At 56.8% G+C, this 24916-nt stretch carries 23 protein-coding genes and 1 tRNA gene; 12 read left to right on the forward strand and 12 right to left on the reverse strand.

From position 1 onward, the window contains the following. The first annotated feature begins 165 nt into the window (after positions 1 to 165). Positions 166 to 1254 carry an AI-2E family transporter gene (locus tag AC2FND_RS09340; protein WP_209503854.1) on the forward strand — a complete coding sequence of 363 codons (1089 nt, stop codon included), beginning with the start codon at positions 166 to 168 and terminating at the stop codon, positions 1252 to 1254. A 101-nt stretch (positions 1255 to 1355) separates the two neighbouring features. Here AC2FND_RS09340 and AC2FND_RS09345 read toward each other — a convergent pair whose 3' ends face one another. Beyond that, positions 1356 to 2024 (reverse strand): Crp/Fnr family transcriptional regulator, encoded by a 669-nt coding sequence (locus AC2FND_RS09345; protein ID WP_496769334.1) that lies wholly within the window; start codon positions 2022 to 2024, stop codon positions 1356 to 1358. 205 nt (positions 2025 to 2229) lie between these two features. Between AC2FND_RS09345 and AC2FND_RS09350 the strand changes: the two genes are divergently transcribed. From AC2FND_RS09350 to cls, 3 genes are all read left to right on the forward strand, one after another. Further along, positions 2230 to 3849, forward strand: a complete 1620-nt coding sequence (locus tag AC2FND_RS09350) for an arylsulfatase (protein WP_496769335.1) — start codon at positions 2230 to 2232, stop codon at positions 3847 to 3849. 93 nt (positions 3850 to 3942) lie between these two features. Beyond that, complete coding sequence (locus tag AC2FND_RS09355; protein ID WP_496769337.1) at positions 3943 to 4914, forward strand: HAD family hydrolase; 972 nt, start codon at positions 3943 to 3945, stop codon at positions 4912 to 4914. 24 nt (positions 4915 to 4938) lie between these two features. Next, positions 4939 to 6351 (forward strand): cardiolipin synthase, encoded by a 1413-nt coding sequence (gene cls / locus AC2FND_RS09360; RefSeq protein WP_209596368.1) that lies wholly within the window; start codon positions 4939 to 4941, stop codon positions 6349 to 6351. Here the strand turns inward: cls and AC2FND_RS09365 are convergent. After that, a complete protein-coding gene (locus AC2FND_RS09365) occupies positions 6348 to 6782 on the reverse strand; it encodes an ion channel (protein ID WP_209596371.1) in 435 nt (144 codons plus the stop codon). The genes cls and AC2FND_RS09365 overlap by 4 nt on opposite strands. 171 nt (positions 6783 to 6953) lie before the next feature. On the opposite strand from AC2FND_RS09365, the gene AC2FND_RS09370 reads away from it, so the two are divergent. Genes AC2FND_RS09370 through AC2FND_RS09380 form a run of 3 tightly spaced genes read left to right on the forward strand, consistent with a single transcriptional unit; the run spans position 6954 to position 11042 of the window. Further along, positions 6954 to 7601, forward strand: a complete 648-nt coding sequence (locus AC2FND_RS09370) for an ABC transporter ATP-binding protein (protein ID WP_496769338.1) — start codon at positions 6954 to 6956, stop codon at positions 7599 to 7601. Further along, entirely contained in the window at positions 7598 to 10012 is a 2415-nt protein-coding gene (locus AC2FND_RS09375) for an FtsX-like permease family protein (RefSeq protein WP_496769340.1), read from the forward strand. The genes AC2FND_RS09370 and AC2FND_RS09375 overlap by 4 nt, the downstream gene beginning before the upstream one ends. Beyond that, positions 10002 to 11042, forward strand: coding sequence for a lipocalin-like domain-containing protein (locus tag AC2FND_RS09380; protein WP_496769342.1), 1041 nt, complete (start codon positions 10002 to 10004; stop codon positions 11040 to 11042). The genes AC2FND_RS09375 and AC2FND_RS09380 overlap by 11 nt, the downstream gene beginning before the upstream one ends. Positions 11043 to 11100: 58 nt before the next feature. Here the strand turns inward: AC2FND_RS09380 and AC2FND_RS09385 are convergent, their stop codons facing one another. From AC2FND_RS09385 to AC2FND_RS09400, 4 genes are all read right to left on the reverse strand, one after another. Further along, on the reverse strand, positions 11101 to 11532 hold the full coding sequence (locus AC2FND_RS09385; RefSeq protein WP_496769344.1) for a universal stress protein: 432 nt from the start codon (positions 11530 to 11532) through the stop codon (positions 11101 to 11103). After that, positions 11529 to 14138, reverse strand: coding sequence for a TRAP transporter permease (locus tag AC2FND_RS09390; protein ID WP_496769346.1), 2610 nt, complete (start codon positions 14136 to 14138; stop codon positions 11529 to 11531). Before AC2FND_RS09390 ends, AC2FND_RS09385 begins: the two co-directional genes overlap by 4 nt. 101 nt (positions 14139 to 14239) lie before the next feature. Then, entirely contained in the window at positions 14240 to 15208 is a 969-nt protein-coding gene (locus tag AC2FND_RS09395; protein ID WP_480505077.1) for a TAXI family TRAP transporter solute-binding subunit, read from the reverse strand. 465 nt (positions 15209 to 15673) lie between these two features. Further along, positions 15674 to 15759: transfer RNA gene (locus AC2FND_RS09400), tRNA-Leu, on the reverse strand. Between the two features lie 145 nt (positions 15760 to 15904). Here AC2FND_RS09400 and AC2FND_RS09405 point away from each other — a divergent pair. Both AC2FND_RS09405 and AC2FND_RS09410 read left to right on the forward strand, forming a co-directional pair. After that, on the forward strand, positions 15905 to 16483 hold the full coding sequence (locus tag AC2FND_RS09405; RefSeq protein ID WP_209503842.1) for a YqaA family protein: 579 nt from the start codon (positions 15905 to 15907) through the stop codon (positions 16481 to 16483). Further along, positions 16480 to 16950: a disulfide bond formation protein B gene (locus AC2FND_RS09410; RefSeq protein ID WP_496769348.1), complete on the forward strand. Its 471-nt coding sequence runs from the start codon at positions 16480 to 16482 to the stop codon at positions 16948 to 16950. Before AC2FND_RS09405 ends, AC2FND_RS09410 begins: the two co-directional genes overlap by 4 nt. On the opposite strand, the gene AC2FND_RS09415 is transcribed toward AC2FND_RS09410, so the two are convergent. Further along, positions 16947 to 17534, reverse strand: coding sequence for an HNH endonuclease (locus tag AC2FND_RS09415; RefSeq protein WP_209503840.1), 588 nt, complete (start codon positions 17532 to 17534; stop codon positions 16947 to 16949). The two genes, AC2FND_RS09410 and AC2FND_RS09415, sit on opposite strands and share 4 nt — an antisense overlap. A 212-nt stretch (positions 17535 to 17746) precedes the next feature. Here AC2FND_RS09415 and AC2FND_RS09420 point away from each other — a divergent pair, with 212 nt between their 5' ends. Together AC2FND_RS09420 and AC2FND_RS09425 are read left to right on the forward strand one after the other, a co-directional pair. Continuing rightward, positions 17747 to 18352, forward strand: coding sequence for an rRNA large subunit pseudouridine synthase E (locus tag AC2FND_RS09420; protein ID WP_496769349.1), 606 nt, complete (start codon positions 17747 to 17749; stop codon positions 18350 to 18352). 32 nt (positions 18353 to 18384) lie between these two features. Next, on the forward strand, positions 18385 to 18810 hold the full coding sequence (locus AC2FND_RS09425; RefSeq protein ID WP_209596380.1) for a VOC family protein: 426 nt from the start codon (positions 18385 to 18387) through the stop codon (positions 18808 to 18810). Positions 18811 to 18855: 45 nt separating this feature from the next. Here AC2FND_RS09425 and AC2FND_RS09430 read toward each other — a convergent pair whose 3' ends face one another. Next, positions 18856 to 19521 carry an alpha/beta hydrolase gene (locus AC2FND_RS09430; protein ID WP_267364470.1) on the reverse strand — a complete coding sequence of 222 codons (666 nt, stop codon included), beginning with the start codon at positions 19519 to 19521 and terminating at the stop codon, positions 18856 to 18858. Continuing rightward, a complete protein-coding gene (locus AC2FND_RS09435; protein ID WP_209596382.1) occupies positions 19518 to 20150 on the reverse strand; it encodes a DNA-3-methyladenine glycosylase family protein in 633 nt (210 codons plus the stop codon). Before AC2FND_RS09435 ends, AC2FND_RS09430 begins: the two co-directional genes overlap by 4 nt. A 97-nt stretch (positions 20151 to 20247) precedes the next feature. Between AC2FND_RS09435 and AC2FND_RS09440 the strand changes: the two genes are divergently transcribed. After that, positions 20248 to 21474: an MFS transporter gene (locus AC2FND_RS09440; protein ID WP_209504886.1), complete on the forward strand. Its 1227-nt coding sequence runs from the start codon at positions 20248 to 20250 to the stop codon at positions 21472 to 21474. On the opposite strand, the gene AC2FND_RS09445 is transcribed toward AC2FND_RS09440, so the two are convergent. The 3 genes from AC2FND_RS09445 to AC2FND_RS09455 form a co-directional block, all read right to left on the reverse strand. Further along, the gene (locus AC2FND_RS09445; RefSeq protein WP_496769355.1) at positions 21475 to 22251 is read right to left on the reverse strand and encodes a squalene/phytoene synthase family protein; all 777 of its coding nucleotides are present in this window, start codon (positions 22249 to 22251) and stop codon (positions 21475 to 21477) included. Positions 22252 to 22253: 2 nt separating this feature from the next. Next, positions 22254 to 23888, reverse strand: coding sequence for a citramalate synthase (gene cimA / locus AC2FND_RS09450; RefSeq protein ID WP_496769351.1), 1635 nt, complete (start codon positions 23886 to 23888; stop codon positions 22254 to 22256). After that, a partial coding sequence (locus tag AC2FND_RS09455; RefSeq protein ID WP_496769353.1) for a cysteine--tRNA ligase occupies positions 23888 to 24916 on the reverse strand: 1029 nt, incomplete at its 5' end. The genes AC2FND_RS09455 and cimA, both read right to left, overlap by 1 nt.

The following is a 24916-nucleotide window of genomic DNA, read 5'->3' on the forward strand; positions in this document are numbered from 1 at the left end:
ACCCTAACCTGCCGAAATAAAACACAGAACCCGTCATCGGTATCAAAGTGACAAATGCCAATCTGCAAACGGCTGACAGCATTGCTAAAAACGGATTGCAGGTGCAGGATTGGATGAAGACGGGCGATCACCAGCCATCGTAAGAACAGATAAACAGGATACTGAATGATCCCGGATCAGGAAGATTTCACGGCTCGCCCCAGGCTAAAACTGTCTGTTGTCCGCGACACCTGCATTATCGCGACGCTGATAGTGTTGGGGCTTTATGCCGGGGCGAACTTTCTGATCCCTCTTGCCATGGCGCTGTTGGTCAACGTTCTGATCATAGCATTAAGCGACCGCGTCACCGCGCTGACCCGCGCTCCGGTCTGGTTGGCCAATATCGCCGGAGTGACCGTCGTTCTGGTAGGATTGTTCATGATCATGTACGTGCTGGGCAGTCAGGCAACGCAGTTTGCTCGGTCCGTCAGCACGTACGAAAACCAGTTCGACGGGGCGGTTGAGCGCATAACCGGTCTTGTCGGCAACGATGTCACCACTTTCATCCGCGACAATCTGGTCAGCATCGACATGACCTATGTCGCACGCCTGTTGCTGGGCAGCGCTACGTCCCTGCTAAACCAGTTCTTTCTGATCAGCCTCTATGTCGCGTTTCTGATGGCCGAGCGTCTGGCCTTTCGCAAGAAAATTCAACTTGCGGCTGGCGACCCCCAAACCGGCGCGGATTTTGCGACCATGCTTGATGCCATATCGATCAGCCTGCAACGATATGTTGGGGTTAAGACGCTGATCAGCCTGATCACAGCAGGCATCAGTTATTTTGTATTCAGGGTCCTTGGTTTGGAATATGCGGAAACCTGGGCCGTTTTGACCTTTGCTCTGAACTTCATTCCCTCGATCGGGTCGATTATAGCAGTGTTTTTTCCGGCCATGATCGCGCTTGTACAGTTTGATACGATCGTTCCGTTTCTGATCATCTTGTTTGGGTGCGGCACCCTTCAATTCCTGATCGGTAACTTCCTTGATCCGGCCATGCTGGGCCGTTCGCTGAACATGTCGACATTCCTTGTCATTCTGGCGTTGACCTTCTGGACAACTGTCTGGGGCCTGATCGGTGCATTCCTCAGCGTACCGCTGACGGTCTGCATCCTGATCGTGTTCAGCCACATCCCCGCTTTGCGCCCGGTTGCAATCCTGATGTCTCTGGACGGCCAATTGGGCGAGGAGGACAGTCAGGCGCGTGCGAAAAACTGAACCGCGGCGTGTGGCGTAGGCTTAAGTTCGTCGGGTGCCGTACACAGCGGCCAGCCTGTCCGCGAGTATTGGACCGCATAGCGGTGTCGCGACCCGAAACCTCAGGTCTGACAACTGGCTATCAATGCGCCCCGATCCAGCAGTCGAACCCGGCCATACCCCAGTTCGATTAACCCCAAATCCACAAGCCGGTGAAGGTTCCTGTGCAACGTCGGTTGCGATACAGCAATCATCGCCGCCAGATCGTCTTGGGAAACATCAATCCAGCTCTCGGTTTTCGAGGTTCCTTCGTCCAAGTGAAGCAACCTCAGGACCAGCCGCTTTTCCGTTCCCGTCACGGCCAGATTTGCCATGATGCGCAAAGCGGTTCGCATATTCTCATGCGTTAACGCATAGAAATCCCGGATGTAGTCAGGATTGTTCTGAATCAACCGCGAGATGCTCAGGTTAGGGAAAAACAAGGCTTGAGTGGCTTGCGTCGTGACAACACTGACCAGACGCAGTGCACCTGCAAACAATGCAAGATCGCCGATCCAGAACCCAGCGCCATCGCGGTGCAAAACAAACTCCTGACCGTCATCCGCGGGGGCCGTTATCTGCACACCACCGCTGAGAATCGCGTAGATTCCATTTGCCGGATCACCGTAGTGGTACAGAGTCTCTCCAGATTCTACCGATTTCGTTATGCCAAGGGCTGCCAGATCGGCCTGAAACTCTGACGAGCGTTCACTGAACCATCCGGTGTTTCGTAATAGCGTCAGATTATTCATTTTGTCTCACATTTGTACTTTGAGATATAATCATATGATGAGTTTCCGACGCAAGAACTGACCTATGCTGAAAACGTTCGATTCCCGGAATCTGATATTTTCGACATGGGAATCAACACATTGCTGCCGTGTTGTTCATGCGTTTGAACGCCGGAGATTTTATTTTCCAAGGGTCACTAAGATCCTATCAGATCAGGAGCAAACCATGTTACCTCCATGTTCGCCATCCGGCACCTGGCGCAGTAACTTGCGCCGACTTGCCGTGGTAACCGCCACGTTGACACTGGCCATACCCGCTTGGGCGCAGGACCAGAAACCGAATATCCTTGTGATCTGGGGCGACGATGTTGGTCAGTCCAACATCTCGGCCTACACGCGGGGTCTGATGGGGTATCAGACGCCCAATATCGACCGCATCGCCGAAGAAGGCATGATGTTCACGGATTACTACGGTGAGCAGTCGTGCACGGCCGGGCGATCATCTTTCATCATGGGGCAATCCGTTTTCCGCACGGGCCTGTCCAAAGTTGGCCTGCCAGGCGCTAAGGAAGGTATGCAGATCGAAGACCCGACCATTGCGGGACTTCTGAAAGCAGAAGGCTATGCCACAGGTCAGTTCGGAAAAAACCACCTGGGCGACCGAGATGAACATCTGCCGACAAACCACGGTTTTGACGAATTTTTTGGTAATCTCTACCACCTCAATGCCGAGGAAGAGCCGGAAAACATCGACTATCCCAATGATGCTGTTCTGCCCGATGGCAGAACCTTTCGGCAAGCTTTCGGACCGCGCGGTGTAATCAAGTCGACAGCAGGTGGTGAGATCCAGGATACCGGCCCGCTGACCAAGAAGCGCATGGAAACGGTCGACGATGAAACCGCGGCGGCAGCGATTGAATTCATACGCAAACAAGAGGAAAGCGGTACACCGTGGTTCGTCTGGTGGTCAGGCACCCGGATGCATTTCCGCACGCATGTTTCCGAAGAGAAATGGGCAAAAGCCAATAAAATCGTCGGCAAGCAGGTGGATGAGTATACGGCTGGCATGATCGAACACGATATGCATATCGGTGACTTCCTGACTGCGCTGGACGAGCTGGGCATTGCCGACAAAACCATCGTGTTTTACTCGACTGACAATGGTCCGCACATGAATACGTGGCCAGATGCCGCGATGACACCGTTCTGGGGTGAGAAAAACACCCAATGGGAAGGTGCATGGCGCGTACCTGCCATGGTTCGGTGGCCCGGCAAAATTGCCGAAGGCGCTGTGTCGAACGAGATCGTGCACCATATGGATTGGTTGCCGACATTCCTAGCTGCAGCTGGCAACGAAACCGTGAAAGAAGATCTTCTGGAAGGTGTCACCGTGGCCGAAGTTGGCGGCGGGCGTGACTATCGGGTGCATCTGGATGGCTACAACATCTTGCCGTTGCTGACCGGCGAAACAGACGAGAGCCCGCGCAGGGAAATCTTCTATTTCACGGACGATGGTGACCTTGCGGCACTGCGCTTCGGTGATTGGAAAATCACCTTCCTGGAACAGAAGGCATGGGCGACCTTGCGCGCCTGGATGGAGCCGCTGACCCCTCTGCGCGTGCCATTGATCACCAACCTGCGACGCGACCCGTACGAGCGTGGCTATCGCACATCGAACACCTACTATGACTGGATGCTCGACCGTGCCTACATGCTGGTACCTGCGCAGGCCTATGTCGCGCAGTTCCTTGAAACCTTCAAGGAATACCCACCCCGACAAGAAGCGGCGAGCTTCAGCCTCGACAAGGTGATGGAGAAGTTGACGTCACCTCCGGGCGCACCTTGAACCTGGCCGTTTGATCCAAGACACAGCAAAGCCGGAGTCCCGATATCGGGGCCCGGCGCTTCTCATTGGCGGTTGAAAATTGAGGAATAATCCGTGCGTCTGATTTTGATATTGTGCAGTGTGCTAGGAGCGACGGTCGCCATCGCTGACCCCTTGCCCTCTTGGAACAATCTAGAATCCAAAGCGAAAATCTTTTCGTTTATTGATGAAGTAACCGATCCTGCCTCAGCTCATTACGTGACGCCAGATGACCGGATCGCCGTATTCGACAATGACGGAACACTTTGGGCCGAACAGCCCGTGTATTTCCAGTTTATTTTTGCCATGGACCGACTGGCCGATTTGGCTGAGCAGGACCCGTCGATCCTGACAACGCCTGCACTGGAAGCTGCTGCAAAGGGTGATCTTGCGGCGATTCTTGAAGGCGGGCATGAGGCGCTGATCGAAGTTGTCAACGCCTCGCATTCGGGCACCAGCGTCGATGACTTTCAGGCAGGTGTTGCGCAATGGCTGGAAACCGAACGCCACCCTGGCACCGGCCTGCCCTATGACCAAATGACCTACCAACCGATGGTCGAGTTGCTGCGTTACTTGCGTGATGAGGGTTTCAAGACCTACATCGTATCCGGTGGCGGCATTCATTTCATGCGCGTCTTCGCCGAGGATGCCTATGGTATCCCACCGGAACAGATATTGGGAAGTTACGCAGACAGCACCTATAAGGTGATCGACGGCAGCCCGACGATTATCAAGGCGCCGGGGTTAGCCTTCATCGACGACAAGGAAGGCAAGCCGATCAACATCGAACGCACGATTGGCAGACGCCCGATTCTGGCCGTAGGCAATTCGGACGGAGATTTCGCTATGCTGGATTGGACAACGTCGGGTGATGGCCCGCGTTTGGGAATTCTGATCCACCACACGGACGCCGAACGCGAATGGGCCTATGACCGCGAAAGCCCGATCGGAAAGCTGGCAGACGGGCTGGATCAGGGTCCTGACAAGGGATGGATCATTGTCGATATGGCGCAAGACTGGTCGCGCATCTACACTGGGGCAAACTGAACGGCCCGAAAGACGTAAGACCCCATGTGGACAGCGCTGGTATCTATCTTTGTATTCACGTTGTACGTGGCTGCATTTGTGTTTTCGATCCGAGCGGCGCAAACCGCGCGGACACCGCAAGGTGCAGTTGGTTGGGTGGTCTTTTTGGTTTCAGCACCTTTCCTGGCGGTGCCATTATACCTTTTTCTGGGACACCATCGCTTTCACGGATATCGCATCGCGCGCCAGAAAAGTGAGCGGGTTGTTGAAGGGATCAAAACCTTTGCCGATTACTCAAGGCCCGATCCCTCCACAATGTCCATCAATCCGCGCCCGTTCGAGTTTCTGGCGCATCTCCCTGTGTCCAGCGGAAACGGTGCTCGGCTACTGGTTGACGGGCACGCCACATTCGACGCCATTTTCGACGCCATCGACAAGGCCAAGAACTATATCCTCATTCAGTTCTACATCATCAGAGACGATACGCTGGGCCGCAAACTGCAATCCAAGCTGATCGAGGCGACGAAGCGTGGGGTTCACGTCCGTTTCATGACCGATGCAGTCGGCAGTTATGGTTTGCCGCGCGCGTATCTGGATACCATGCGTGAAGCCGGGATTGATGTCGCCGACCCTCGTCAGCAACGCGGCCCGAATTTCCGGTTTCAACTGAATTACCGAAACCACCGCAAAACTGTCATTATCGATGGCGAGACAGGCTTTATCGGTGGCCACAATGTAGGCGAGGAATATCTGGGCAAACACCCGCATTTCGGCCACTGGCGCGACACTCACATAATGATGTCCGGTCATGTCGTCCGGCAATTACAGCTAATCTTCACCGAAGATTGGCATTGGGCGCATAACGAAGACCTGATTGATGAACTTGACTGGGCAGGCAGTGAATCCGAACAGAACATGAATGCCCTGCTGGTCGCGACCGGGCCCGGAGATGAAACCGAAACTGGTGCCATGATGTTCTTTGCGGCAATCGCCGAGGCAAAAGAACGGTTGTGGATTGCGTCGCCTTACTTCGTACCCGACATCGATGTCATGACAGCGCTGCAACATGCCGCGATGCGCGGGGTGGATGTACGCATCCTTGTTCCTGACATGATCGACCATCGCCTGCCCTGGCTGGCCGCGTTTGCCTATTTCGATGAAATCCGCGACTGCGGCGTGCGCGTGTTCCGCTATACCGGCGGGTTCATGCATCAAAAGGCGTTCGTTGTCGACGAGACGCTGGCCGCTGTTGGAACAACAAACCTCGACAACCGATCCTTCCGCCTGAACTTCGAAGCAATGGCGCTGTTCTTTGATGCCCGGGCCGCGCAGGCCGTCGACCAGATGCTACAAGAAGATTTCGAAACCAGTTACGAATTGACCCGCAGGTTACGTCAACAACCGGCCCACATCCGCTTTGGTGCGCCGCTGGCGCGGTTGTTTGCTCCGATCCTTTAGGAAAAGAACCTCTCCTGAAAGACGCGTGTCATCAGTGCGACCAAGTACGCGGTCGACAATCCAAACGCCAACAGCCCGGTGACCGAGGCAAACGAGCCGAAAATGCGCAGCCCTTCACCCAAAACGATGTCGCCGTATCCGAGCGTCGTAAACGTCACCAACGAGAAATAAATGGCCGAATTCCAGTCCGGCAAAACATTCAGCAATACCCAGACGATAGCCCAGATCCAGACCTGAATGGTGTGCGTTGCGATAATGAAGCCCAAGGCAACGGCAATTGGCCCCGCGGTTGCCACAAACACCCCGCGTGTGACCCATTTTTTGTCCATCTTGATTATGGACATCGTGCACCAAGTCAGAAAGAGAATCTCGATCAGGATGCAGATACCCAGAAAGGTACTGCCCCAAACGATCTGATGCAGCAACGTCATGTATTTACACCCTGATTTTCGGCCACGAACTGTCAGGGAACAATGACCTTTCAAAACGCAAGGCACAACCCCGCCACCGGAAAAGGTAGCCTGCGGCGAAAGGAACCGGAGTAAGGTCTGCACTGGACAGTTGGGAAGTCCAACGCACATCCTGTGCAAAAAGGGCGCTTCATGCTGTTGATCATCGACCGAGTTCAGAAAACTTACCCCGGCGGGCGGCCCGTTCTGCGCGACGTGTCTCTGACACTGGATCAGGGACAAACGCTTGCACTGACCGGTGAAAGCGGCAGCGGAAAAAGCACCTTGTTGAACCTGGCAGCCGCTCTGGACGATTTCGACAGGGGCGAGATCACGCTGGATGGCACGCCACTGTCCCCGTTGGACGATGCCGGGCGGGCCGGGTTGCGGCGCAGTAAGGTTTCGCTGGTGTTCCAGCAGTTCAACCTGATCCCATCGCTGACCGTGAGGCAAAACCTGTCCTTTCATGCCCGCCTTGCAGGTACCGAAGATGCCCAATGGTCCGGGCAACTGGCCGAACGGCTTGGGCTTTTGGATTTGCTGGACCGCTACCCCGAAAGCTTGTCGGGCGGACAGCAACAGCGGGTAGCCATCGGACGCGCCATGGCAGCGCGCCCGAAACTGTTGCTGGCGGACGAACCGACGGGCAATCTTGACGAAACCGCCAGCGCCAAAGTGCTGGACCTGATGCTGTCACTTGTGTCTGATACTGGCGCAGCTTTGCTGCTGGTGACGCATTCCCGGCAGATCGCGGCCCGTCTGGACACGCACCTACGCCTGAGCGGCGGGTGCATCCAATGACATCTGCCGTCGTCCAGGCCCTGCTGTCCCATTGGCGGGTGCATTGGTTGCAACTGGCAACGCTGCTGATCGGTATCGCCCTGGCAACTGGTCTGTGGTCCGCTGTACAGGCCATCAATGCGGAGGCCCGCGCCAGCTATTCCCGTGCCAACGCCCAACTGGCACTTGGGCAGTTTGACGAATTGCGCGATCCAGCCGGTTTCATCCCCATGTCCCGTTATGTCGACCTGCGTCGCGCAGGATGGCAGGTGGCCGCCGTACTGGAAGGCCCTTATCGGGTCGCTGGACGTACGTTGCGTTTGATGGGCGTGGATTTGGTGGCCTATCCCGCCCTGCCGGCAGTTACCGAGACCCAGCAAAGCGATGCGCCGCCCGACCCGGCGGACATATTGACTGCTCCGGGCCGCCTGCTGGTTTCGACAGAGTTGGAGCACTTGTTGCGCGGTCACGATACTCTGCCCCCAGTTCTCAGTACCTCTGCACTACCGCCAGATGTGATCCTGACGGATATCGGCGTTGCCGAACGTCTTCTGAATCAGCCCGGTGCAATCTCGCGGCTCATTATCCTGCCTGATCAACCCCGCGGGCTTCATTCCCTGACCGCGATCGCGCCAGAGCTGGAACGCATCAGCCCCTCACAAAAGATCGACACTGCTCAGCTGACCGACAGTTTTCATCTGAACCTGTCAGCCTTTGGATTGCTGTCCTTTGCGGTCGGCCTTTTTATCGTGAACGGCACGGTCGGGCTGGCCTTTGCACAACGCAGAGGCATCATCCGTACCCTGCGGGCATTGGGTGTTTCGATGCGATTGTTGGTCTGGCTGATCCTTGCCGAGTTGACTTTTCTGGCCCTGATCGGTGGGCTTGTCGGGTTGCTTTTGGGCTTCTTTCTGGCCGGAGCACTTCTGCCTGATGTCGCAGCCACGTTGCGTGGCCTTTACGGCGCACCAGTAACAGGGCAACTGACGCTGCAACTGCAATGGGTTTTGGCAGGGATCGCCATGGCAGTCTTTGGCACTTTGCTGGCCAGCGGTCACGCATTGTGGCGCCTGTCGCGTATGCCCCTGCTGGCAAGTCCGGGCGTTCAAGCGTGGCGGGGCGACCCCCGCGCGCGCCATCTTGCTGCGGCGATGGGTCTGATCATGATTCTGGGTGGCGGTTTGGCCTATGTCACTTTCGGGGGGCTGATCGCCGGGTTTGCCCTGTTGGCTGGCTTGCTAACCGGTTCAGCGTTGATGTTGCCTGCGCTTTTGTCTCTAACGCTTTCACTCTGCGGCCGCGCGGCGCGGGGGCCTGTTGCCCAATGGGTTTGGGCAGATATGCGGGCACAATTGCCCGGATTGTCACTTGCCCTGATGGCCCTATTGCTGGCCTTGGCAGCGAATGTCGGCGTAGGCACAATGGTATCCAGTTTCCGGCTGACATTCGTCGGGTGGCTGGACCAGCGCCTGACGTCAGAACTCTACCTGACTGCCAGCGACGACGATCAGGGGCGGGAAATCGCCGATTGGCTGCGCCCTCAGGTCGAAGCCATTCTGCCAATCCGAAATGTGGAATTGTCGCACGAGACGGGGCCTCTGTTTCTTTACGGTATCGTGGATGATCCGGTCTATCGGCAGAACTGGCCAGTGATCACCTCCACGCCGAATGCATGGGATGACGTCATGGCCGGGCGTGCGGTTCTGATCAACGAACAGCTTGCCCGACGTGCCGACCTTTGGCCCGAGGATGTACTTGCCTTATTGCCGGACCACATCCTGACCATCGCCGGGGTTTATTCGGATTATGGGAATCCTACCGGGCAAGCCATCGTCTCGATGGACCAACTGGACCGGGTCGCGCCGGGTGCGGAAACCCGCCGCTTTGGCATTCGTCTAAACACCGAAAAAGCAACGGAAATGGCGCAAACCCTGAGGGAACGGTTCAACCTTCCACGTCAGGCTGTCGTGCAGCAAGCCGCAATGAAGGCGCAGTCGCTTGCGATATTTGAGAAGACCTTTGTCGTGACCTCGGCTTTGAATGTGCTGACCCTCGGCGTGGCAGGATTTGCCATTCTCACCAGTCTGCTGACCCTGTGGACCCAGCGCCTGCCACAGATCGCACCGGTCTGGGCGCTGGGGCTAAACAGGGCGCAACTTGCAGCGCTGGAACTGTTGCGTAGCCTTTTGCTGGCGGCGTTGACCGCCTGTCTGGCGCTGCCACTTGGGCTTGTTCTGGCTTGGGTTCTGCTGACGGTGATCAACGTTCAGGCCTTTGGTTGGCGCCTGCCGATGTTCGTGTTCCCATGGGATTGGCTGTGGTTGTTCCTGTTGACCCTTCTTGCCGCCCTGCTTGCCGCCGCCCTGCCCGCGCTACGGATGCTGCGCCTGCCACCCGCCGATCTGCTGAGAGTGTTCGCCAATGAACGTTAGGACCCTCCTGTTCCTTCTTATGTGGCTCTACCCGATACCGCTTTGGGCGCAGGGCTACGCAGGTCTCGGCGGGTCGGCCGAAGGCTTTGACGTGCCAGTAGCCGGGTATGAGTTTGATTTCCCAAGAGACTACGGCCCCCACCCGGCCTACCGCATCGAATGGTGGTATCTGACCGCCAATCTCCAAGGGGACGACGGTCTGGACTATGGCATTCAATGGACCCTGTTCCGGTCAGCCCTGAAACCCTATGACAGCGACGGGTGGCAAAGTCCGCAACTTTGGATGGGTCATGCTGCTGTTACGACCCCCAAGGATCATTTTTTTACCGAGCGATTGTCACGCGGGGGGATTGGCCAGGCCGGTGTAACCGCACAACCGTTTGAGGCCTGGATTGATGAATGGCGCATGGCCGGATCGGATCTGGACAGCCTGTCGCTTACAGCAAATGGTGAAGACTTCGGCTATGATCTTTCACTGACTGCGCAAGGGCCATTGGTTCTTCACGGCAACGCGGGCTATTCGGTCAAATCCGCTGATGGACAGGCGAGTTACTATTACTCACAGCCCTTCTATACAGTCGAAGGCGTGCTGCATTTGCCGGATAGTGAAGTCCGTGTAACCGGTCAGGGCTGGCTGGATCGGGAATGGTCCTCACAACCTTTGGCGACGGATCAGAGGGGCTGGGATTGGTTCTCGCTCAGCTTTGAGGACGGCGACAAACTGATGGCTTTTCGCCTGCGCGGGGATCGTGGCGATTTCACCTCGGCCACCTGGGTCAATTCAGACGGCAGTACTGAAGCCATCCCCAACGGCTCAATCAGCCTCTTGCCGCTGAGTACCGATGAGGTCGCCGGACGCAATATCCCGACACACTGGCACGTCAATCTTCCGGACCGGGGCATAGACATTCAGGTCTCAGCCCTCACACCTGATGCGTGGATGGGAACCAGTTTCGAATACTGGGAAGGTCCTGTGACCGTAACCGGCAGCCAAAAAGGCGCTGGCTATCTTGAGATGACAGGCTACTGAACCCACCCGATATTCGTTCACGACCGGCGACGCGATCTTTTGCGCGCTGGAGGATCAGTCAGCGTACGACATACACCGAAACGTTGGAATGCCGAACCACACGCGCGGCATTCGGACCAAGCAGGTAGTCCTTCAAATCCGGCTTATGCGCGCCGATCACGATCAGATCGGAACCCGCGTTTTCGGCGGTTTTTAGGATCTCCTGATAGGCTGTACCTGTCGCAACCACATGCCGGATACTTTCATTGCGCTCCGCCCCCAATGCTGAAATGCACAACGCCGTCAGTTTGGCTTGCGCCTCTGCCAACGCCTTTTCGTGAAAATCGGATTCAAAGAACCCGGACACCCAGCTTTCCCCAAAATCGGGCAGCACAGTCACGACATCCAACTGTGCCCCCTCCAGATCCGCCAAAGCTACGGCTTTTTGCAAGACCGGAGCATCAATCTCGCCATTGCTGATATCAATGGCACACAGAACAGAACGTGTCATGCGGGCACCCCTTGTCTGGCGGCACGGCCGCGTTGCAGGAACGCGATAAGACCCAAGAAGATCATCGCTGGGATATACACCAGCTGCTTGGGCAGCTGTTCGGACGGTAAGCTGACCGAGGCCAGGCGTACGGGTTCATCGCCATAGTAGTCAAAGATGCCCAGATCGTCGGCGACCGGCGTGCCAAACAGCGGCTCGTCAAGCTTGACCAGCCCGTCCTCGGGAACCAGCAGCAGGCCCATCGCCTCAATCCGTGCAGCACCTCCTTCTTCGTCGCCCACAGTGACAACAACAGTTGTGTCCACCATCTCGAGCGTATCGAAATCGGGGCCCGCAACGACCAGGCGTACATCTGTTCCCGGTGGTGTCTGACCAATGGTTTCTTCGAATGCAGCGGGTTCAACTGATTTGAACGGAGGCGAGATACGATCCATGAAAAAGTCTGGTCGGAATAGGGCAAATGCCACCAGAACGAGCGCGACACTTTCATAGATACGGCTCCGGGTCAGGAAATACCCCATCGTGCCCGCCGTGAAGACCAGAATCGCTATGGTCGCGAAAACGGCCACCGTGATCCCTTCAAGCCATGTAACGTCGATCAAAAGAAGATCAGTGTTGAAGATGAACACGAAAGGCAGTGCCACAGTGCGCAGGCTGTAGAAGAACGCCGTGAAGCCGGTTTTGATCGCATCACCGCCCGACACGGCAGCAGCCGCGAAACTTGCAAGCCCAACGGGCGGTGTAACATCGGCCATGATCCCGAAGTAAAACACAAACAGGTGTACAGCGATCAGCGGTACAATCAGCCCGCTTTGCGCGCCCAGCTCAACGACTACCCCGGCCATCAACGAACTGACAACGATATAGTTCGCCGTGGTCGGCAGACCCATGCCCAGAATCAGACTTAGCAGCCCAACCATAACCAGCATCAGGATAAGATTGCCTCCCGACAGGAACTCTACCAGATCAGCCATAACCTGACCTACGCCCGTCAAGGTCACCGTGCCTACGATCACGCCCGCAGTGGCGGTTGCCAGCGCGATACCGATCATGTTCCGTGCGCCATCAATCAACCCTTGCCACAGGTCAGCGACGCCATCGACAAAGGTGTTCTTGAGATTGCTCTGCCCCCGGAAAAGAGCCTTGAGCGGTTTCTGCGTCAACAGGATTATGAACAGCAGGGCGGTCGCCCAGAACGCCGACAGTCCCGGCGATTTTTGTTCGATCATCAGGAAGTAAACCAGAACGATAATCGGCAGAAGGTAATGCAAACCTGCCTTATAAATATCAGCGATAACAGGAAGCGTGACCTCTTTTGCATTCGGGTCGTCCGGCTCAAGGTCCGGCACCTGAGCGGCCAGATAAAGCAATCCGACATAAATCGCGCAGACGATCAGGCTCAGCACAAGGCCTGCTGCAGACGGAACCCAGCTCGTTACAGCATCGACCGGGAATTGCGAGCCATAACAAAGCCCTGCAAACACCAGGAAGAAAGCCAACATACCCACAACGGTTCGCGCCAGATGCACGTCACGGTCGCCTAAAGTCGGCATGTTCCGCTTCACGGCTTCCAAATGCACGATATAGACCAGCGCGATGTAAGAAATCGCTGCTGGCAGGAACGCGTGGGTAATCACCTCGACATACGAAATGCCCACATATTCCACCATCAGGAACGCCGCAGCACCCATCACAGGTGGCATGATCTGACCGTTGACCGATGAGGCCACTTCGACCGATCCGGCTTGTTCACTGCTAAAGCCCACACGCTTCATCAGCGGAATGGTGAATGTCCCGGTTGTCACAACGTTGGCAATCGACGAGCCCGAGATCAGGCCGGTTGCAGCGGAACCAACGACGGCCGCTTTGGCCGGACCACCACGCAGGTGTCCGAGTGCACCAAAGGCCATCTTGATGAAATAGTTCCCTGCCCCTGCCTTATCCAGCAGCGCACCAAACAGCACGAACAGGAACACGAATTTGGTGGAAACGCCCAAGGCGATGCCAAACACGCCCTCCGACGTGATCCACATATGGCTCATGGCCTTTTTCAGACTTGCACCCTTCCATCGGATTACTTCCGGTACCCATTCGGATGCGCCAAAGAAGACATAGGCCAAAAAAATCGTCGCGATAATTGCCATGGCCGGGCCGAGCGCTCGACGCGCCGCCTCGAACAAAAGTAGCAACCCAAGCAACGCGACCCATTTGTCCGTATCGTCGGCCAAACCGCCCGCATTTACGATCTTGTCATAGAAAAAATAGCCATAAAGCGCGACGAACGCACCGACCAAGCCCATGATCCAATCCTGAACCGGAATATAGCCGCGCGGGCTGGACTTTAGTGCCGGATAAGCCGCAAAGGCCAGAAACAGAGCGAAGGCAAGGTGGAATTGCCGCGCATTGTTTACCACGCTGCCCGGCAACACGTAGTTTGCGAGCGGCGACGCAAGGATAACCTGAAAAATCGACCAAATCGCAGCTACAATCGCCAGGAAGACACCTACATTCCCGACCGGATTACGCCCGCCCGCGTCAGATGATGCGACCAGATCCTGAAGCTCTTCTTCGGAAAGCGGACGATTGGATTGAGTGTCGGAATTCATATAATGTCTCCCCGTCGCGACCATTTTTGGCCTTCTGAATTACCCGCTTTGTGCGGGTTTGGGTTGCAGGGCGCCCTTAGGCGCCCTGCCCTAGGTCTGGCTTACTGAATCCAGCCTTTTTCTTTGTAATACTTCTCGGCACCCGGATGCAGCGGTGCCGACAGGCCATCTGCGATCATCTCTTCGGGCTTGAGGTTGGCAAACGCCGGATGCAGCTTTTTGAAGTCTTCGAAGTTTTCAAAGACCGAGCTGACCACCGCATATACCGCGTCGTCCGACACATCTGCCGAAGTTACGAAAGTCGCGCCTACGCCGAATGTCTGGGTGTCGCCGTCAGAACCACGATACATGCCACCGGGGATGGTTGCAGTGCGGTAGAACGAATTGTCATTGACCAGCTTGTCCACGGCTTCACCGCTGACATTCACCAGAACCGAGTCACAGGCTGTGGTGGCTTCCTGAATAGAACCCGAAGGGTGACCAACGGTATAAACCATAGCATCGATCTGGTTGTCGCACAGGGCAGCCGATTGTTCAGCCGCTTTCAGCTCTGTCGCCAGTTCGAAATCATCGGTGGTCCAGCCCATTTCGCTCAGAAGAACTTCCATGGTGCCCCGCTGACCGGACCCGGGGTTCCCGATGTTCACGCGCTTGCCTTTCAGGTCTTCAAAGTTTGTGATGCCCGCATCGGCGCGGGCCACAACCGTAAATGGCTCGGGGTGGACCGAGAACACGGCACGCAGCTTTTCGAAGGGACCTGCCTCTTCAAATTTCGAGGAGCCGTTATACGCGTGATACTGCCAGTCGGACTGGGCAACACCGAATTCCAGTTCGCCTTCGCGAATGGTGTTGATGTTGTAGACCGAGCCACCGGTCGATTCGACCGAGCAGCGCACGCCGTGCTCCTTCCGGCCCTTGTTCACCAGACGGCAGATCGCGCCACCTGTCGGATAGTAAACACCGGTCACGCCGCCGGTACCAATTGTAATGAACTCTTCGGCATAGGCCGCCGGAGCCAACATGGCTGCGGTTACAAACGCGCCGAGGCTCATTTTGCTGCTGTTTTTCATTTCAATACTCCCACATATTTTTGTCTGGCAGTTGGAATTCAAATCGATGACCTGCCCATGAAACTGTGCCGATAACGATGATCGGCATGCCTCACAGCAGGTGCAACCTGTTGAATTTTCCAGTTTCTCCCAACCTCTTTGAGGGTTCATCCAGATACATTCAATGTCAAGGCCAGCGCCGACCTGACTCGCATCATTCCGCATATATGAGCGTAATTTTTGAATTTTCCCCTCTGGCACACAGGAAAACCCGCCTGATCGGTCTTCTTTATCTTTGCTCCCAAATTTGTTCAGGTCTGTTCAACAGCGGGTCGTATACGGCACCCTCATCCGGGATGAGGCTGATACCAGAGGCAGGAAAAGAACCGGACCAGAACGAAGAAATGAGAGTTAAGTGCCTAAGCACACGAAAAGCCCGAAAAGAAAAAACAGGAAGCAGGTTCCCCTAACCCCCTGTTTTTACTTTGGTACCCAAGGCCGGACTCGAACCGGCACGGTATCACTACCGGGGGATTTTGAATCCCCTGCGTCTACCATTCCGCCACTTGGGCCACGGACACTGGATTAGCGCCCATCAAAGGGAAGGTCCAGAGGCAAAAATCATCCATTATTCCATTTGTTACTGCCGTGATGGTTGACGGGCCGTCAGGTGCGTGGTTTGGCTTTCCCGGGTCGAGAACGGGATTTGAGTGCTAAATGTTGCGATCGCTTTATGACTGGACAATTCGTCTGGCGGAACACCCTCATGCGCTTTGGGCGCTGGCCGTAGTGGCTTTTGTCGAAAGCTCGTTCTTTCCAATCCCCCCCGACGTTCTGATGATTCCAATGATCCTGGCGCGCCCGTCGCGCGCCTGGCTGATTGCAACCGTAGCCCTGGTGGCTTCGGTTCTGGGCGGGATGCTGGGCTACGCGATTGGTGCGTTTTTCTATGAAAGCCTTGGGCAGCCCATTCTTGAATCCATGGGCAAGGCCCATGCGATGGAAGAATTCAACACCCGCTTCAACGATTTCGGGTTCTGGGCGGTACTGGCCGCCGGAGTGACGCCTTTCCCCTACAAGGTCATCACCATCATGTCAGGCTGGACAGGAATGCCGCTTGGAACATTCATCGCAACGTCGATACTGGCACGCGCGCTCAGGTTCTTCCTTGTTGCGGCCCTGCTTTGGGGCTTTGGCGAGCCGATCCGTGAATTTATCGAAAAACGCCTGGGGCTGATGTTCACCTTGTTCATCATCCTGTTGTTTGGCGGCTTCCTGGTGGTGAAATACCTATGACGAGACGTTCACAACTTATCTCACTGGCAGGTCTTGGTTCCCTGACCCTTCTACTGGCAGCTTTTGGCTTCCAGCATCTGGGCGGCCTAGCCCCGTGTAAAATGTGTCTCTGGCAGCGTTACCCGCATGGGGTCGCAATCGCGATTGGCGTTTTGGCGCTGGCCTTGCCAAGGCTGAACATCCTTCCACTCTGTGGCGCGATGGCAGCGGCTGTCACTTCGGGCATCGGGTTCTATCACGCCGGTGTTGAGCAAGGATGGTGGGAAGGTCCGACCAGTTGCACTTCCGGTAGCATTAGTGGGATGTCGAATGACGACCTGTTCGATCAGATTATGTCCGCGCCTTTGGTTCGCTGCGACGATATCCCTTGGGAAATGTTCAACATCTCAATGGCTGGATGGAATGCCATTGCCTCGGCTGTTCTGGTGCTGATCTGGCTCGCGGCGTGGCGGTCAGGCAGAGCCTAGAATTCGTCCAGTTCCGCATCCCAATACAGAAAATCGATCCAGCTTTCGTGCAAGTGATTGGGGGGAAATTTCCGACCAACATTGCGCAGTGCTTCGGCGTCAGGCTGGCGGGGCGGCTTACGCAGACTCATTCCTGCCTGACGCAGAGATTTTGACCCTTTGCGCAGATTGCACGGGCTGCACGCCGCCACAACGTTCTGCCAGCTGGTCACCCCACCAGCGGCGCGTGGCACCACATGATCAAAGGTCAGATCACCGCGACTGCCACAATACTGGCACCGGAACTCGTCTCTCAGAAATAAATTAAAGCGCGTGAAGGCCACGCGCTTTCTGGGTTTCACATAGTCTTTCAAAACAACGACCGAAGGTATTCGGATCTGCGTACTCGGGCTGCGAACCACTTCATCGTATTCGGCCACGATGTCGACCCGATCCAGCCAGGCCGCCTTGATCGCCTCTTGCCAGGGCCACAGGGACAACGGGTAATAAGACAGGGGGCGATAATCGGCGTTCAAAACCAATGCCGGATGATGCTTCAATGCACCTGGCTCCCTGACAAATTCGGTCCTGAAGTCTCCGTCCATATCAGAATCGCTCCTCGCTCTGCTCTGCCCTTTTTGACATCAGAGCGGGGAACACCCGCCCCGGCCTTAGTATGACTATATATCGTGTTAATACTCTGACAAGCCCTGATTTTCCACAATATGTCGCAAACTGGGTAATGCGAATCCGTAACAGGCACATGACAGTTATCCACAGCTTGCGCGGGGTGCACTCTTCGGGGTATGCGCACGTCATGTCCTGGTTCATTCGCTTCAACAAACCTTACGATGTACTGCCGCAGTTCACCGACCGCGACAATGCGGATGCTCCGCGCAGTACACTGTCCGATTTCATCGATCTGCCCGGGGTTTATCCCGCCGGTCGACTGGACCGTGACAGCGAAGGTTTGATGCTACTGACTGACCACGGCAAGTTACAGGCGCAGATCTCGGACCCCAAGCACAAGATGGCAAAAACCTATTGGGTTCAGGTCGAAGGTATTCCGGACGAAACCGCCCTGAAAGCGCTGCGAAACGGCGTCGAGTTCAAAGACGGCCTGACCCGTCCGGCGAAGGTGCGGCAGATCGACGAGCCAGACAACCTGTGGCCCCGCACCCCACCAATCCGCGAACGCGAGACTGTACCAGACAGTTGGATAGAACTGTCCATACGCGAGGGCAAAAACCGTCAGGTGCGTCGAATGACGGCCGCCGTGGGCTTGCCGACCCTGCGCCTGATCCGCTGTCGCATTGGTGACTGGACGTTGGACGATCTGGAACCGGGCCAGTGGGACAGCCTGCCCATGCCATCCCTGAACACCACACCGCAACGAAAACGCGACCGTCGACCACGCCGGTGACATACCCTGCCCTGATCTGCTAAACTTAGGTCATGAAACTAACTCCCGGAATACCGGCCCCTTCGGCGATTCTGGAAGCGTCGCTTTATGTCGATGATCTGGACGCAGCGGAACAGTTTTACGGCGAAGTACTGGGCCTGGACCGCATTCAGCGCGTCGCCGACCGCCACGTGTTTTACCGAATTGGCGGATCGGTCCTGCTGATCTTTAACCCGGAACAGACGGAACAGCCGCCCCTCAACCCGGACATGCCCGTTCCGCCCCACGGCGCCCGCGGTGCCGGGCATGTGTGTCTTGTACTGACCCGTGATGAAATCGCAGTGATGCGCAAGCACCTTCTGGACTGGAATGTCCCCGTAGACGCAGAATTTGACTGGCCCGGAGGCGCACGTTCCTTGTACGTGCGCGACCCGGCCGGAAACTCAGTCGAATTTGCCGAAGCGCATCTTTGGTCTTGATCCGATGCGGAACGCCGGGGTGTTCCGCTGATTTGATCTTACCGGCTAAAGGCTCAGCTTGTCGCGCATGAAGGCCAGGGCCACACTCAGCCCGTCCGGGGCGATTCCGTGCCCGGTGCCCTTCATGACATGGGCATAGACCTCTTTGAAACCGGCGGATTGCAGGGCCTCTGCCGCTTCGGGCAAGGATTGCGGCGGGACGACGTCGTCGGCATCGCCATGCACCAGCAATACAGGCATCCGGCTGACGGTTTCGTCTGCCAGAAGGTCCGCCTCTAGCAAACGTCCAGAGAAAGCGACAATTCCTGCCACGGGGTCTTCGCGGCGGGGCGCGACATACAGGCTCATCATCGTGCCCTGGCTGAAACCAAAAAGGACAACCTGTTCGGGCAGCAGGTCTTCATCCACCATCAGAGCATCCAGAAAGGCGTTGAAATCCTCGACCGCCATTTCCATGCCCCTGCGCGCCTCTTCCTCAGACGAACCGTCAATCCAGGGAATGGGAAACCACTGAAAGCCATTGGGCATTCCCGGGATCTGCTCGGGCGCGTCCGGGGCCACGAACAATGTGTCGGGCAGATGTTCACCCAGCGGGTCGGCCAAACCCAGCAGATCGGCACCGTTTGCGCCATAGCCATGTACGAACACCACAACCGAGCGCGTGTCGCCCGAAACAGGCTCTTTCCGGAGCGCATTCAAAACCCGTGTCATCTGATCCCTTCTCTTTGCTTTGCAACCCGGTAATAGGCCCACAGCACCCGCGCCGCAACCGAGCGCCAGGGCGACCAGGCCTCGGCCATCTTGCGCAGTTCTTTATCTGTTGGGCGGTTGGGCAGGTCATAAAGGATGCGCGCGGCCTCTTGCAGCGCCAGGTCGCCGGGGGCGATCACATCAGCGCGACCAAGTGAGAACATGGCGTATATCTCCGCGGTCCAGACGCCAATGCCTGACACTTGCGTCAGCGTGGTCAAAACTTCCGCATCAGAGGCATCACGTAACGCTTTGTAATCTATACGCGCTTCCGCCAAAGCCCTTGCATAGCGGATCTTCTGACGGCTTAACCCTACAGCCCGAAGATCGTCATCCGTTGCCCACATGATCTTACGCGGACCCGTCAGTTTGGCCTCTTGCAGGCGTTTCCATATTGCATTGGCCGAAGCCACACTGACCTGTTGGCTGACAATGGCACTCAGCAGTTGCGCGAACCCGTCGGGACGGCGACGTAACGGCAATGGGCCAGTCTGTTCCATTGCATAGGCCATGCGCGGACAGCTCTGGGCCAGCCATTCAGCCCCTTCCGCCACACAATCCGGCGTTTCGATGATGCGGCCAACAGGCATCTGGTCTCCCTGCTCGGTTGTCACTGGCACGTTAGGCGCATGTGCCGCAGATGCAACCGGGTTGTGCCGCAAACACTTAGCCGATAACCATTCGGCCATGACCATGATCTCGACCCTTCCCGATGACCGTCAGGCCAAACGCAATGTTGCTGTCTTGGTGGCGGCGCAGGCCATTCTGGGCGCGCAGATGCCCGTGATGTTCATCGTCGGTGGGCTGGCAGGCCAGTCGCTGGCGACCAATCCCTGCCTGGCAACATTGCCCATTTCGCTGATTGTTCTGGGATCGATGCTGGCAGCCACGCCAATCTCAGCCATCATGCAAAAATGGGGGCGTCGGGTTGGGTTCCTTGTCGGGGCAACCGCCGGTGCTCTGGGCGGGTTGATCAGCGCTTATGGGCTGTTCCTGGGCTCGTTTCCCATTTTTCTTGTCGGCAGCCTGCTGACCGGCATCTACATGAGCGCGCACGGGTTCTATCGCTTTGCAGCGGCAGACACCGCATCAGACGATTACCGCCCCAAAGCGATTTCCTATGTCATGGCCGGTGGGCTGGCGGCCGCTATAATTGGCCCGCAGATCGTCAAGCTCACATCAGAAGCTTATGTCATCCCGTTTCTGGGCACCTATCTGGCCGTCATTGGGATCAATGTTCTGGGGTCCGCCCTGTTCTTCTTTCTTGACATCCCAACGCCTGCAAAACCCACCGACACCGAGCCCAAGGGGCGGTCGCGACTGGAGTTGCTGAAAACACCCCGCATCGCCGTGGCCATCATATGTGCCATGGTATCTTACGCGCTGATGAATCTTGTGATGACCTCAACTCCGTTGGCCGTGGTGGGTTGTGGTTACTCGGCCAATGACGCGGCTGACATCGTCACCAGCCACGTGCTGGCCATGTATGTGCCCAGTTTCTTTACGGGTCACCTGATCGCCCGGTTTGGCATCGAAAGGATCGTGGCGCTGGGTCTGGCGATTCTTGCAGCCGCTGGACTGGTCGCCTTGCAGGGCGTTGATTTAGGGAACTTTTTCGTTGCTCTCATTCTTCTTGGTGTTGGGTGGAACTTTGGCTTTATCGGCGCGACCACGATGCTGGCCGCATCGCATGAGCCGCAGGAACGCGGTCGGATGCAGGGCCTCAACGACCTGCTGGTGTTTGGCGGAGTGACTATGGCTTCGCTGGCTTCGGGTGGATTGATGAACTGCTCGGGCGGTTCCCCGGTCGAAGGGTGGACAGCAGTCAATCTTGCTATGATTCCGTTGCTGACATTGGCAGGCGGGGCCTTGTTGTGGCTGGTTCTGCGACCGGCCGACCCGGAACGGGCCTGATCACCAGCGCCCGCTGCCCGCAGTCCACATCAAGGACAGTCGTTGCCGTATTTCTCCCGGAACAAGATCACCGGAGGCAACACGTTCTGGGCTAGCTATTGCTTGCTTCAAAATCCGTTCGGCCAACCACCCGGAATATAATGCCGGCCGTGCCTCGGCCGAAATCTCAGCCCGATGCGATCTGGCTTTTTGCAGGCGATTCAAGGCGGTTCCGGCCAAGGCACGCACCCCTTCAATGGTACCGTCCAAAAGCGGTATCCGCCCGCGTCGTTCCAATTCAGGAATAGCCCTCAACCAGTGCGACACCCCAACCGCATATCCAAAGTCACGCAACACAGTTTCATCGGCCGCCCCCAGCGCCTGGGCTGATGCAACAACCAATGAGCCCGTACTGTGATCGATGTAGGCGTCAAAGTGCTCCTGATCCTCGAACGGATCACGGTATATATCCCAACGCCTTACAGCCACATATTCATCCAAAACACCTGCCAGATGGGGCGAAAGTACCCGTGACAAGGGTGTTACCACCTCGTGCCGCCGTACGGTAGCCCCTTCTGCAATTTCCTGTAGCGCGTCACGCCACCATTGCAGCCGCATCTCGGCGATCATTGGCTCTTGCGTCACCCAGGGCGCGCGGGCAACTTCGACGTTCAGCGCGTAAATCGGGAACAGAACTGCACGATCTGCAACCGGTGCAGCCATCGCTGCGCGGAAACGATCTGGATCAGCCCGCTGCACAAGTGCCGCGCAGGCTTTGACGTCTTGGTCAAAGACCACGCTCACTCGGCTGCTGCCTTTTTCGGATCACAGTCGCGCACCAGTTTCCACTGAATCGCATCCAGAAGCGCCTCGAAAGACGCATCGACTATGTTCGCGCTGACGCCCACGGTCGACCAGCGCCGCCCCTGACCGTCTTCGCTGTCGATGATGACACGCGTGACCGCTTCGGTGCCGCCCTGCGTAATCCGCACCTTGAAGTCGACCAGACGCATATCTGACAGTACCTGCGAATACTGACCCAGATCCTTGGCCAGCGCCTTCGCAAGGGCGTTCACCGGCCCCCTGTCGCTGCCTGACTCGTCCATGGATTCACTGACAGACAGCTTCTTTTCACCATCCACTCTTACGACAACAACGGCCTCGGACAGGCTGACCATCTTGTTGTATTTGTTCTTACGCCGTTCAACGGTGACTTTGTAACGCTTGACCTCGAAGAACTCAGGCAATTGACCCAGCTCTTCCCGCGCCAGCAGTTCAAAACTGGCCTGAGCGGTGTCATAGGAATATCCATCCGCCTCGCGGGCCTTTATCTGGTCAAGGATGCGGCCAAGTGCGGGGTCACCTTCTTCAACACGCAAACCGGCCTCGGTCAAACGCTTGCGCAGGTTTGACTGACCAGCTTGGTTCGACATCGGAATGATGCGGGCGTTCCCGACGCTTGCGGGTTCCACGTGCTCATATGTCGATGGATCCTTGAGGATCGCGCTGGCGTGCAGCCCGGCCTTATGCGCAAAAGCCGACGCCCCGACATAAGCCGCCTGCTTGCTGGGCACCCGATTCAAAACATCATCCAGCATCCGGCTGATGCGGGTCAAACCAGCCAAAGCCTCACGGCTGACACCAATATCAAACTGCGACGCATAGGGTTCCTTCAGCAACAGCGTCGGGATCAAAGCGGTCAGGTTCGCATTGCCGCAACGTTCGCCCAAACCATTCAATGTTCCCTGAATTTGCCGTGCACCTGCCTCAACAGCAGCCAGAGAACAGGCAACGGCATTTTCGGTGTCGTTATGGGTGTGAATGCCCAGCCGATCACCGGGCAGCCCGGCTGCGATCACCTCGGATACGATCCGCCCGACCTCGGACGGCAAAGCGCCACCATTTGTGTCGCACAGGACAACCCACCGCGCGCCCGCCTCAAGCGCTGCGCGACAAACATCCACGGCATATTCCGGATCGTCCTTGTAGCCATCAAAGAAATGTTCCGCATCAAACAGCGCTTCTCGCCCCTGCGCGACGATATGCGCGACCGAGGCGCACACGTTTTCCGTGTTTTCTTCCAGTGAAATGCCAAGCGCGTGGGTGACGTGATAATCATGCGACTTGCCGACCAGACAAACAGCCTGCGTTCCCGCATTCATCACGGCTGCCAGCACATCGTCATTCTCGGCTGATCGTCCTGCGCGTTTGGTCATGCCGAACGCCGTCAACCGGGCCGAGGTCTTTGGGGCCACCTCAAAAAACGCGCTATCGGTCGGGTTGGCGCCGGGCCAACCGCCTTCGATGTAATCCACGCCCAATGCGTCCAGCGCCTGCGCGATCTGCACTTTTTCAGCGGTCGAAAACTGCACACCCTGTGTTTGCTGCCCATCGCGCAGGGTTGTGTCGTAGAGGTAGAGGCGTTCCTTGGTCATCAGACCTCCTCCAGCTTGGCAGCATCAAAACCGGCGCCCGGCACCAGTTCGACACCTTCCTTGCTCATTCGGACCTCAAGCCCTGCCGCAACATATGCTGCCTTCAAGCGATCAACTTCCGAGAAGTCCTTGCTTTGCATCGCGGTGGCTCGTGCTTTCGCCAAACGGTCCGCATGGGCGGTCAGGTCGACAGATGCGGTATCGGCCCAGTCGCCCATCTCAGACAAAAGCAAACCCAGCTGTTGCGCACTTGCCAACAGGCCTGCGGCGTCACCATCTGAAGCCAGACGGTAAAGCTCGCTCATGGCACCTGCCGTATTCAGATCGTCACTTAGTGCTGCGATGACTTCAGGTGCCGCGCTGGCTGCGGGCTCGATGCCCGCTGTCAGCGCCCGCCACTTGCGCAGCGTCGCCTCGGCCTCACGCGCCTTCTTCTCGGTCCAATCCATTGGCTTGCGATAATGCGTCTGAAGAAAGACGAAGCGGATCACTTCACCCGGCACGCCCTGCTCCAACAGATCGTGCACGGTAAAGAAATTGCCCAGCGATTTGGACATTTTCTTTCCTTCAACCTGCAACATCTCGTTATGCAGCCAGACCCGCGCGAATTCGCCATGCGGGTGCGCGCATTTGCTTTGGGCGATCTCGTTCTCATGATGCGGGAACATCAGGTCGTTGCCACCACCATGGATATCAAAGCTCTCGCCCAGCAGTTCATAGCTCATGGCTGAGCATTCGATGTGCCAGCCCGGACGTCCCCTGCCCCATGGGCTGTCCCAGCCCGGCAGTTCATCGGTCGAAGGCTTCCACAACACGAAATCCATCGGGTTTTTCTTGTATGGTGCCACCTCGACCCGCGCACCTGCGATCATGTCATCGACCGACCGGCCAGACAGCTTGCCATAGCTTTCTTTCCAGCTGTCGACCGCGAACAGAACATGACCTTCGGCGGCATATGCGTGGCCCTTGGCGATCAGGTCTTCGATCATCTCGATCATCTGGGCGATATACTGGGTCGCGCGCGGCAT

Source organism: Ruegeria sp. BHSB056 (genome assembly GCF_059613305.1).

Excerpts from the sequence above, each read along its gene's own strand:
- AC2FND_RS09340 (WP_209503854.1), top strand. The coding sequence starts at position 166 with ATGATCCCGGATCAGGAAGATTTCACGGCTCGCCCCAGGCTAAAACTG.
- AC2FND_RS09345 (WP_496769334.1), bottom strand. The coding sequence starts at position 2,024 with ATGAATAATCTGACGCTATTACGAAACACCGGATGGTTCAGTGAACGC.
- AC2FND_RS09350 (WP_496769335.1), top strand. The coding sequence starts at position 2,230 with ATGTTACCTCCATGTTCGCCATCCGGCACCTGGCGCAGTAACTTGCGC.
- cls (WP_209596368.1), top strand. The coding sequence starts at position 4,939 with ATGTGGACAGCGCTGGTATCTATCTTTGTATTCACGTTGTACGTGGCT.
- AC2FND_RS09365 (WP_209596371.1), bottom strand. The coding sequence starts at position 6,782 with ATGACGTTGCTGCATCAGATCGTTTGGGGCAGTACCTTTCTGGGTATC.
- AC2FND_RS09370 (WP_496769338.1), top strand. The coding sequence starts at position 6,954 with ATGCTGTTGATCATCGACCGAGTTCAGAAAACTTACCCCGGCGGGCGG.
- AC2FND_RS09375 (WP_496769340.1), top strand. The coding sequence starts at position 7,598 with ATGACATCTGCCGTCGTCCAGGCCCTGCTGTCCCATTGGCGGGTGCAT.
- AC2FND_RS09380 (WP_496769342.1), top strand. The coding sequence starts at position 10,002 with ATGAACGTTAGGACCCTCCTGTTCCTTCTTATGTGGCTCTACCCGATA.
- AC2FND_RS09385 (WP_496769344.1), bottom strand. The coding sequence starts at position 11,532 with ATGACACGTTCTGTTCTGTGTGCCATTGATATCAGCAATGGCGAGATT.
- AC2FND_RS09390 (WP_496769346.1), bottom strand. The coding sequence starts at position 14,138 with ATGAATTCCGACACTCAATCCAATCGTCCGCTTTCCGAAGAAGAGCTT.
- AC2FND_RS09395 (WP_480505077.1), bottom strand. The coding sequence starts at position 15,208 with ATGAAAAACAGCAGCAAAATGAGCCTCGGCGCGTTTGTAACCGCAGCC.
- AC2FND_RS09405 (WP_209503842.1), top strand. The coding sequence starts at position 15,905 with ATGTTGCGATCGCTTTATGACTGGACAATTCGTCTGGCGGAACACCCT.
- AC2FND_RS09410 (WP_496769348.1), top strand. The coding sequence starts at position 16,480 with ATGACGAGACGTTCACAACTTATCTCACTGGCAGGTCTTGGTTCCCTG.
- AC2FND_RS09415 (WP_209503840.1), bottom strand. The coding sequence starts at position 17,534 with ATGGACGGAGACTTCAGGACCGAATTTGTCAGGGAGCCAGGTGCATTG.
- AC2FND_RS09420 (WP_496769349.1), top strand. The coding sequence starts at position 17,747 with ATGTCCTGGTTCATTCGCTTCAACAAACCTTACGATGTACTGCCGCAG.
- AC2FND_RS09425 (WP_209596380.1), top strand. The coding sequence starts at position 18,385 with ATGAAACTAACTCCCGGAATACCGGCCCCTTCGGCGATTCTGGAAGCG.
- AC2FND_RS09430 (WP_267364470.1), bottom strand. The coding sequence starts at position 19,521 with ATGACACGGGTTTTGAATGCGCTCCGGAAAGAGCCTGTTTCGGGCGAC.
- AC2FND_RS09435 (WP_209596382.1), bottom strand. The coding sequence starts at position 20,150 with ATGCCTGTTGGCCGCATCATCGAAACGCCGGATTGTGTGGCGGAAGGG.
- AC2FND_RS09440 (WP_209504886.1), top strand. The coding sequence starts at position 20,248 with ATGACCATGATCTCGACCCTTCCCGATGACCGTCAGGCCAAACGCAAT.
- cimA (WP_496769351.1), bottom strand. The coding sequence starts at position 23,888 with ATGACCAAGGAACGCCTCTACCTCTACGACACAACCCTGCGCGATGGG.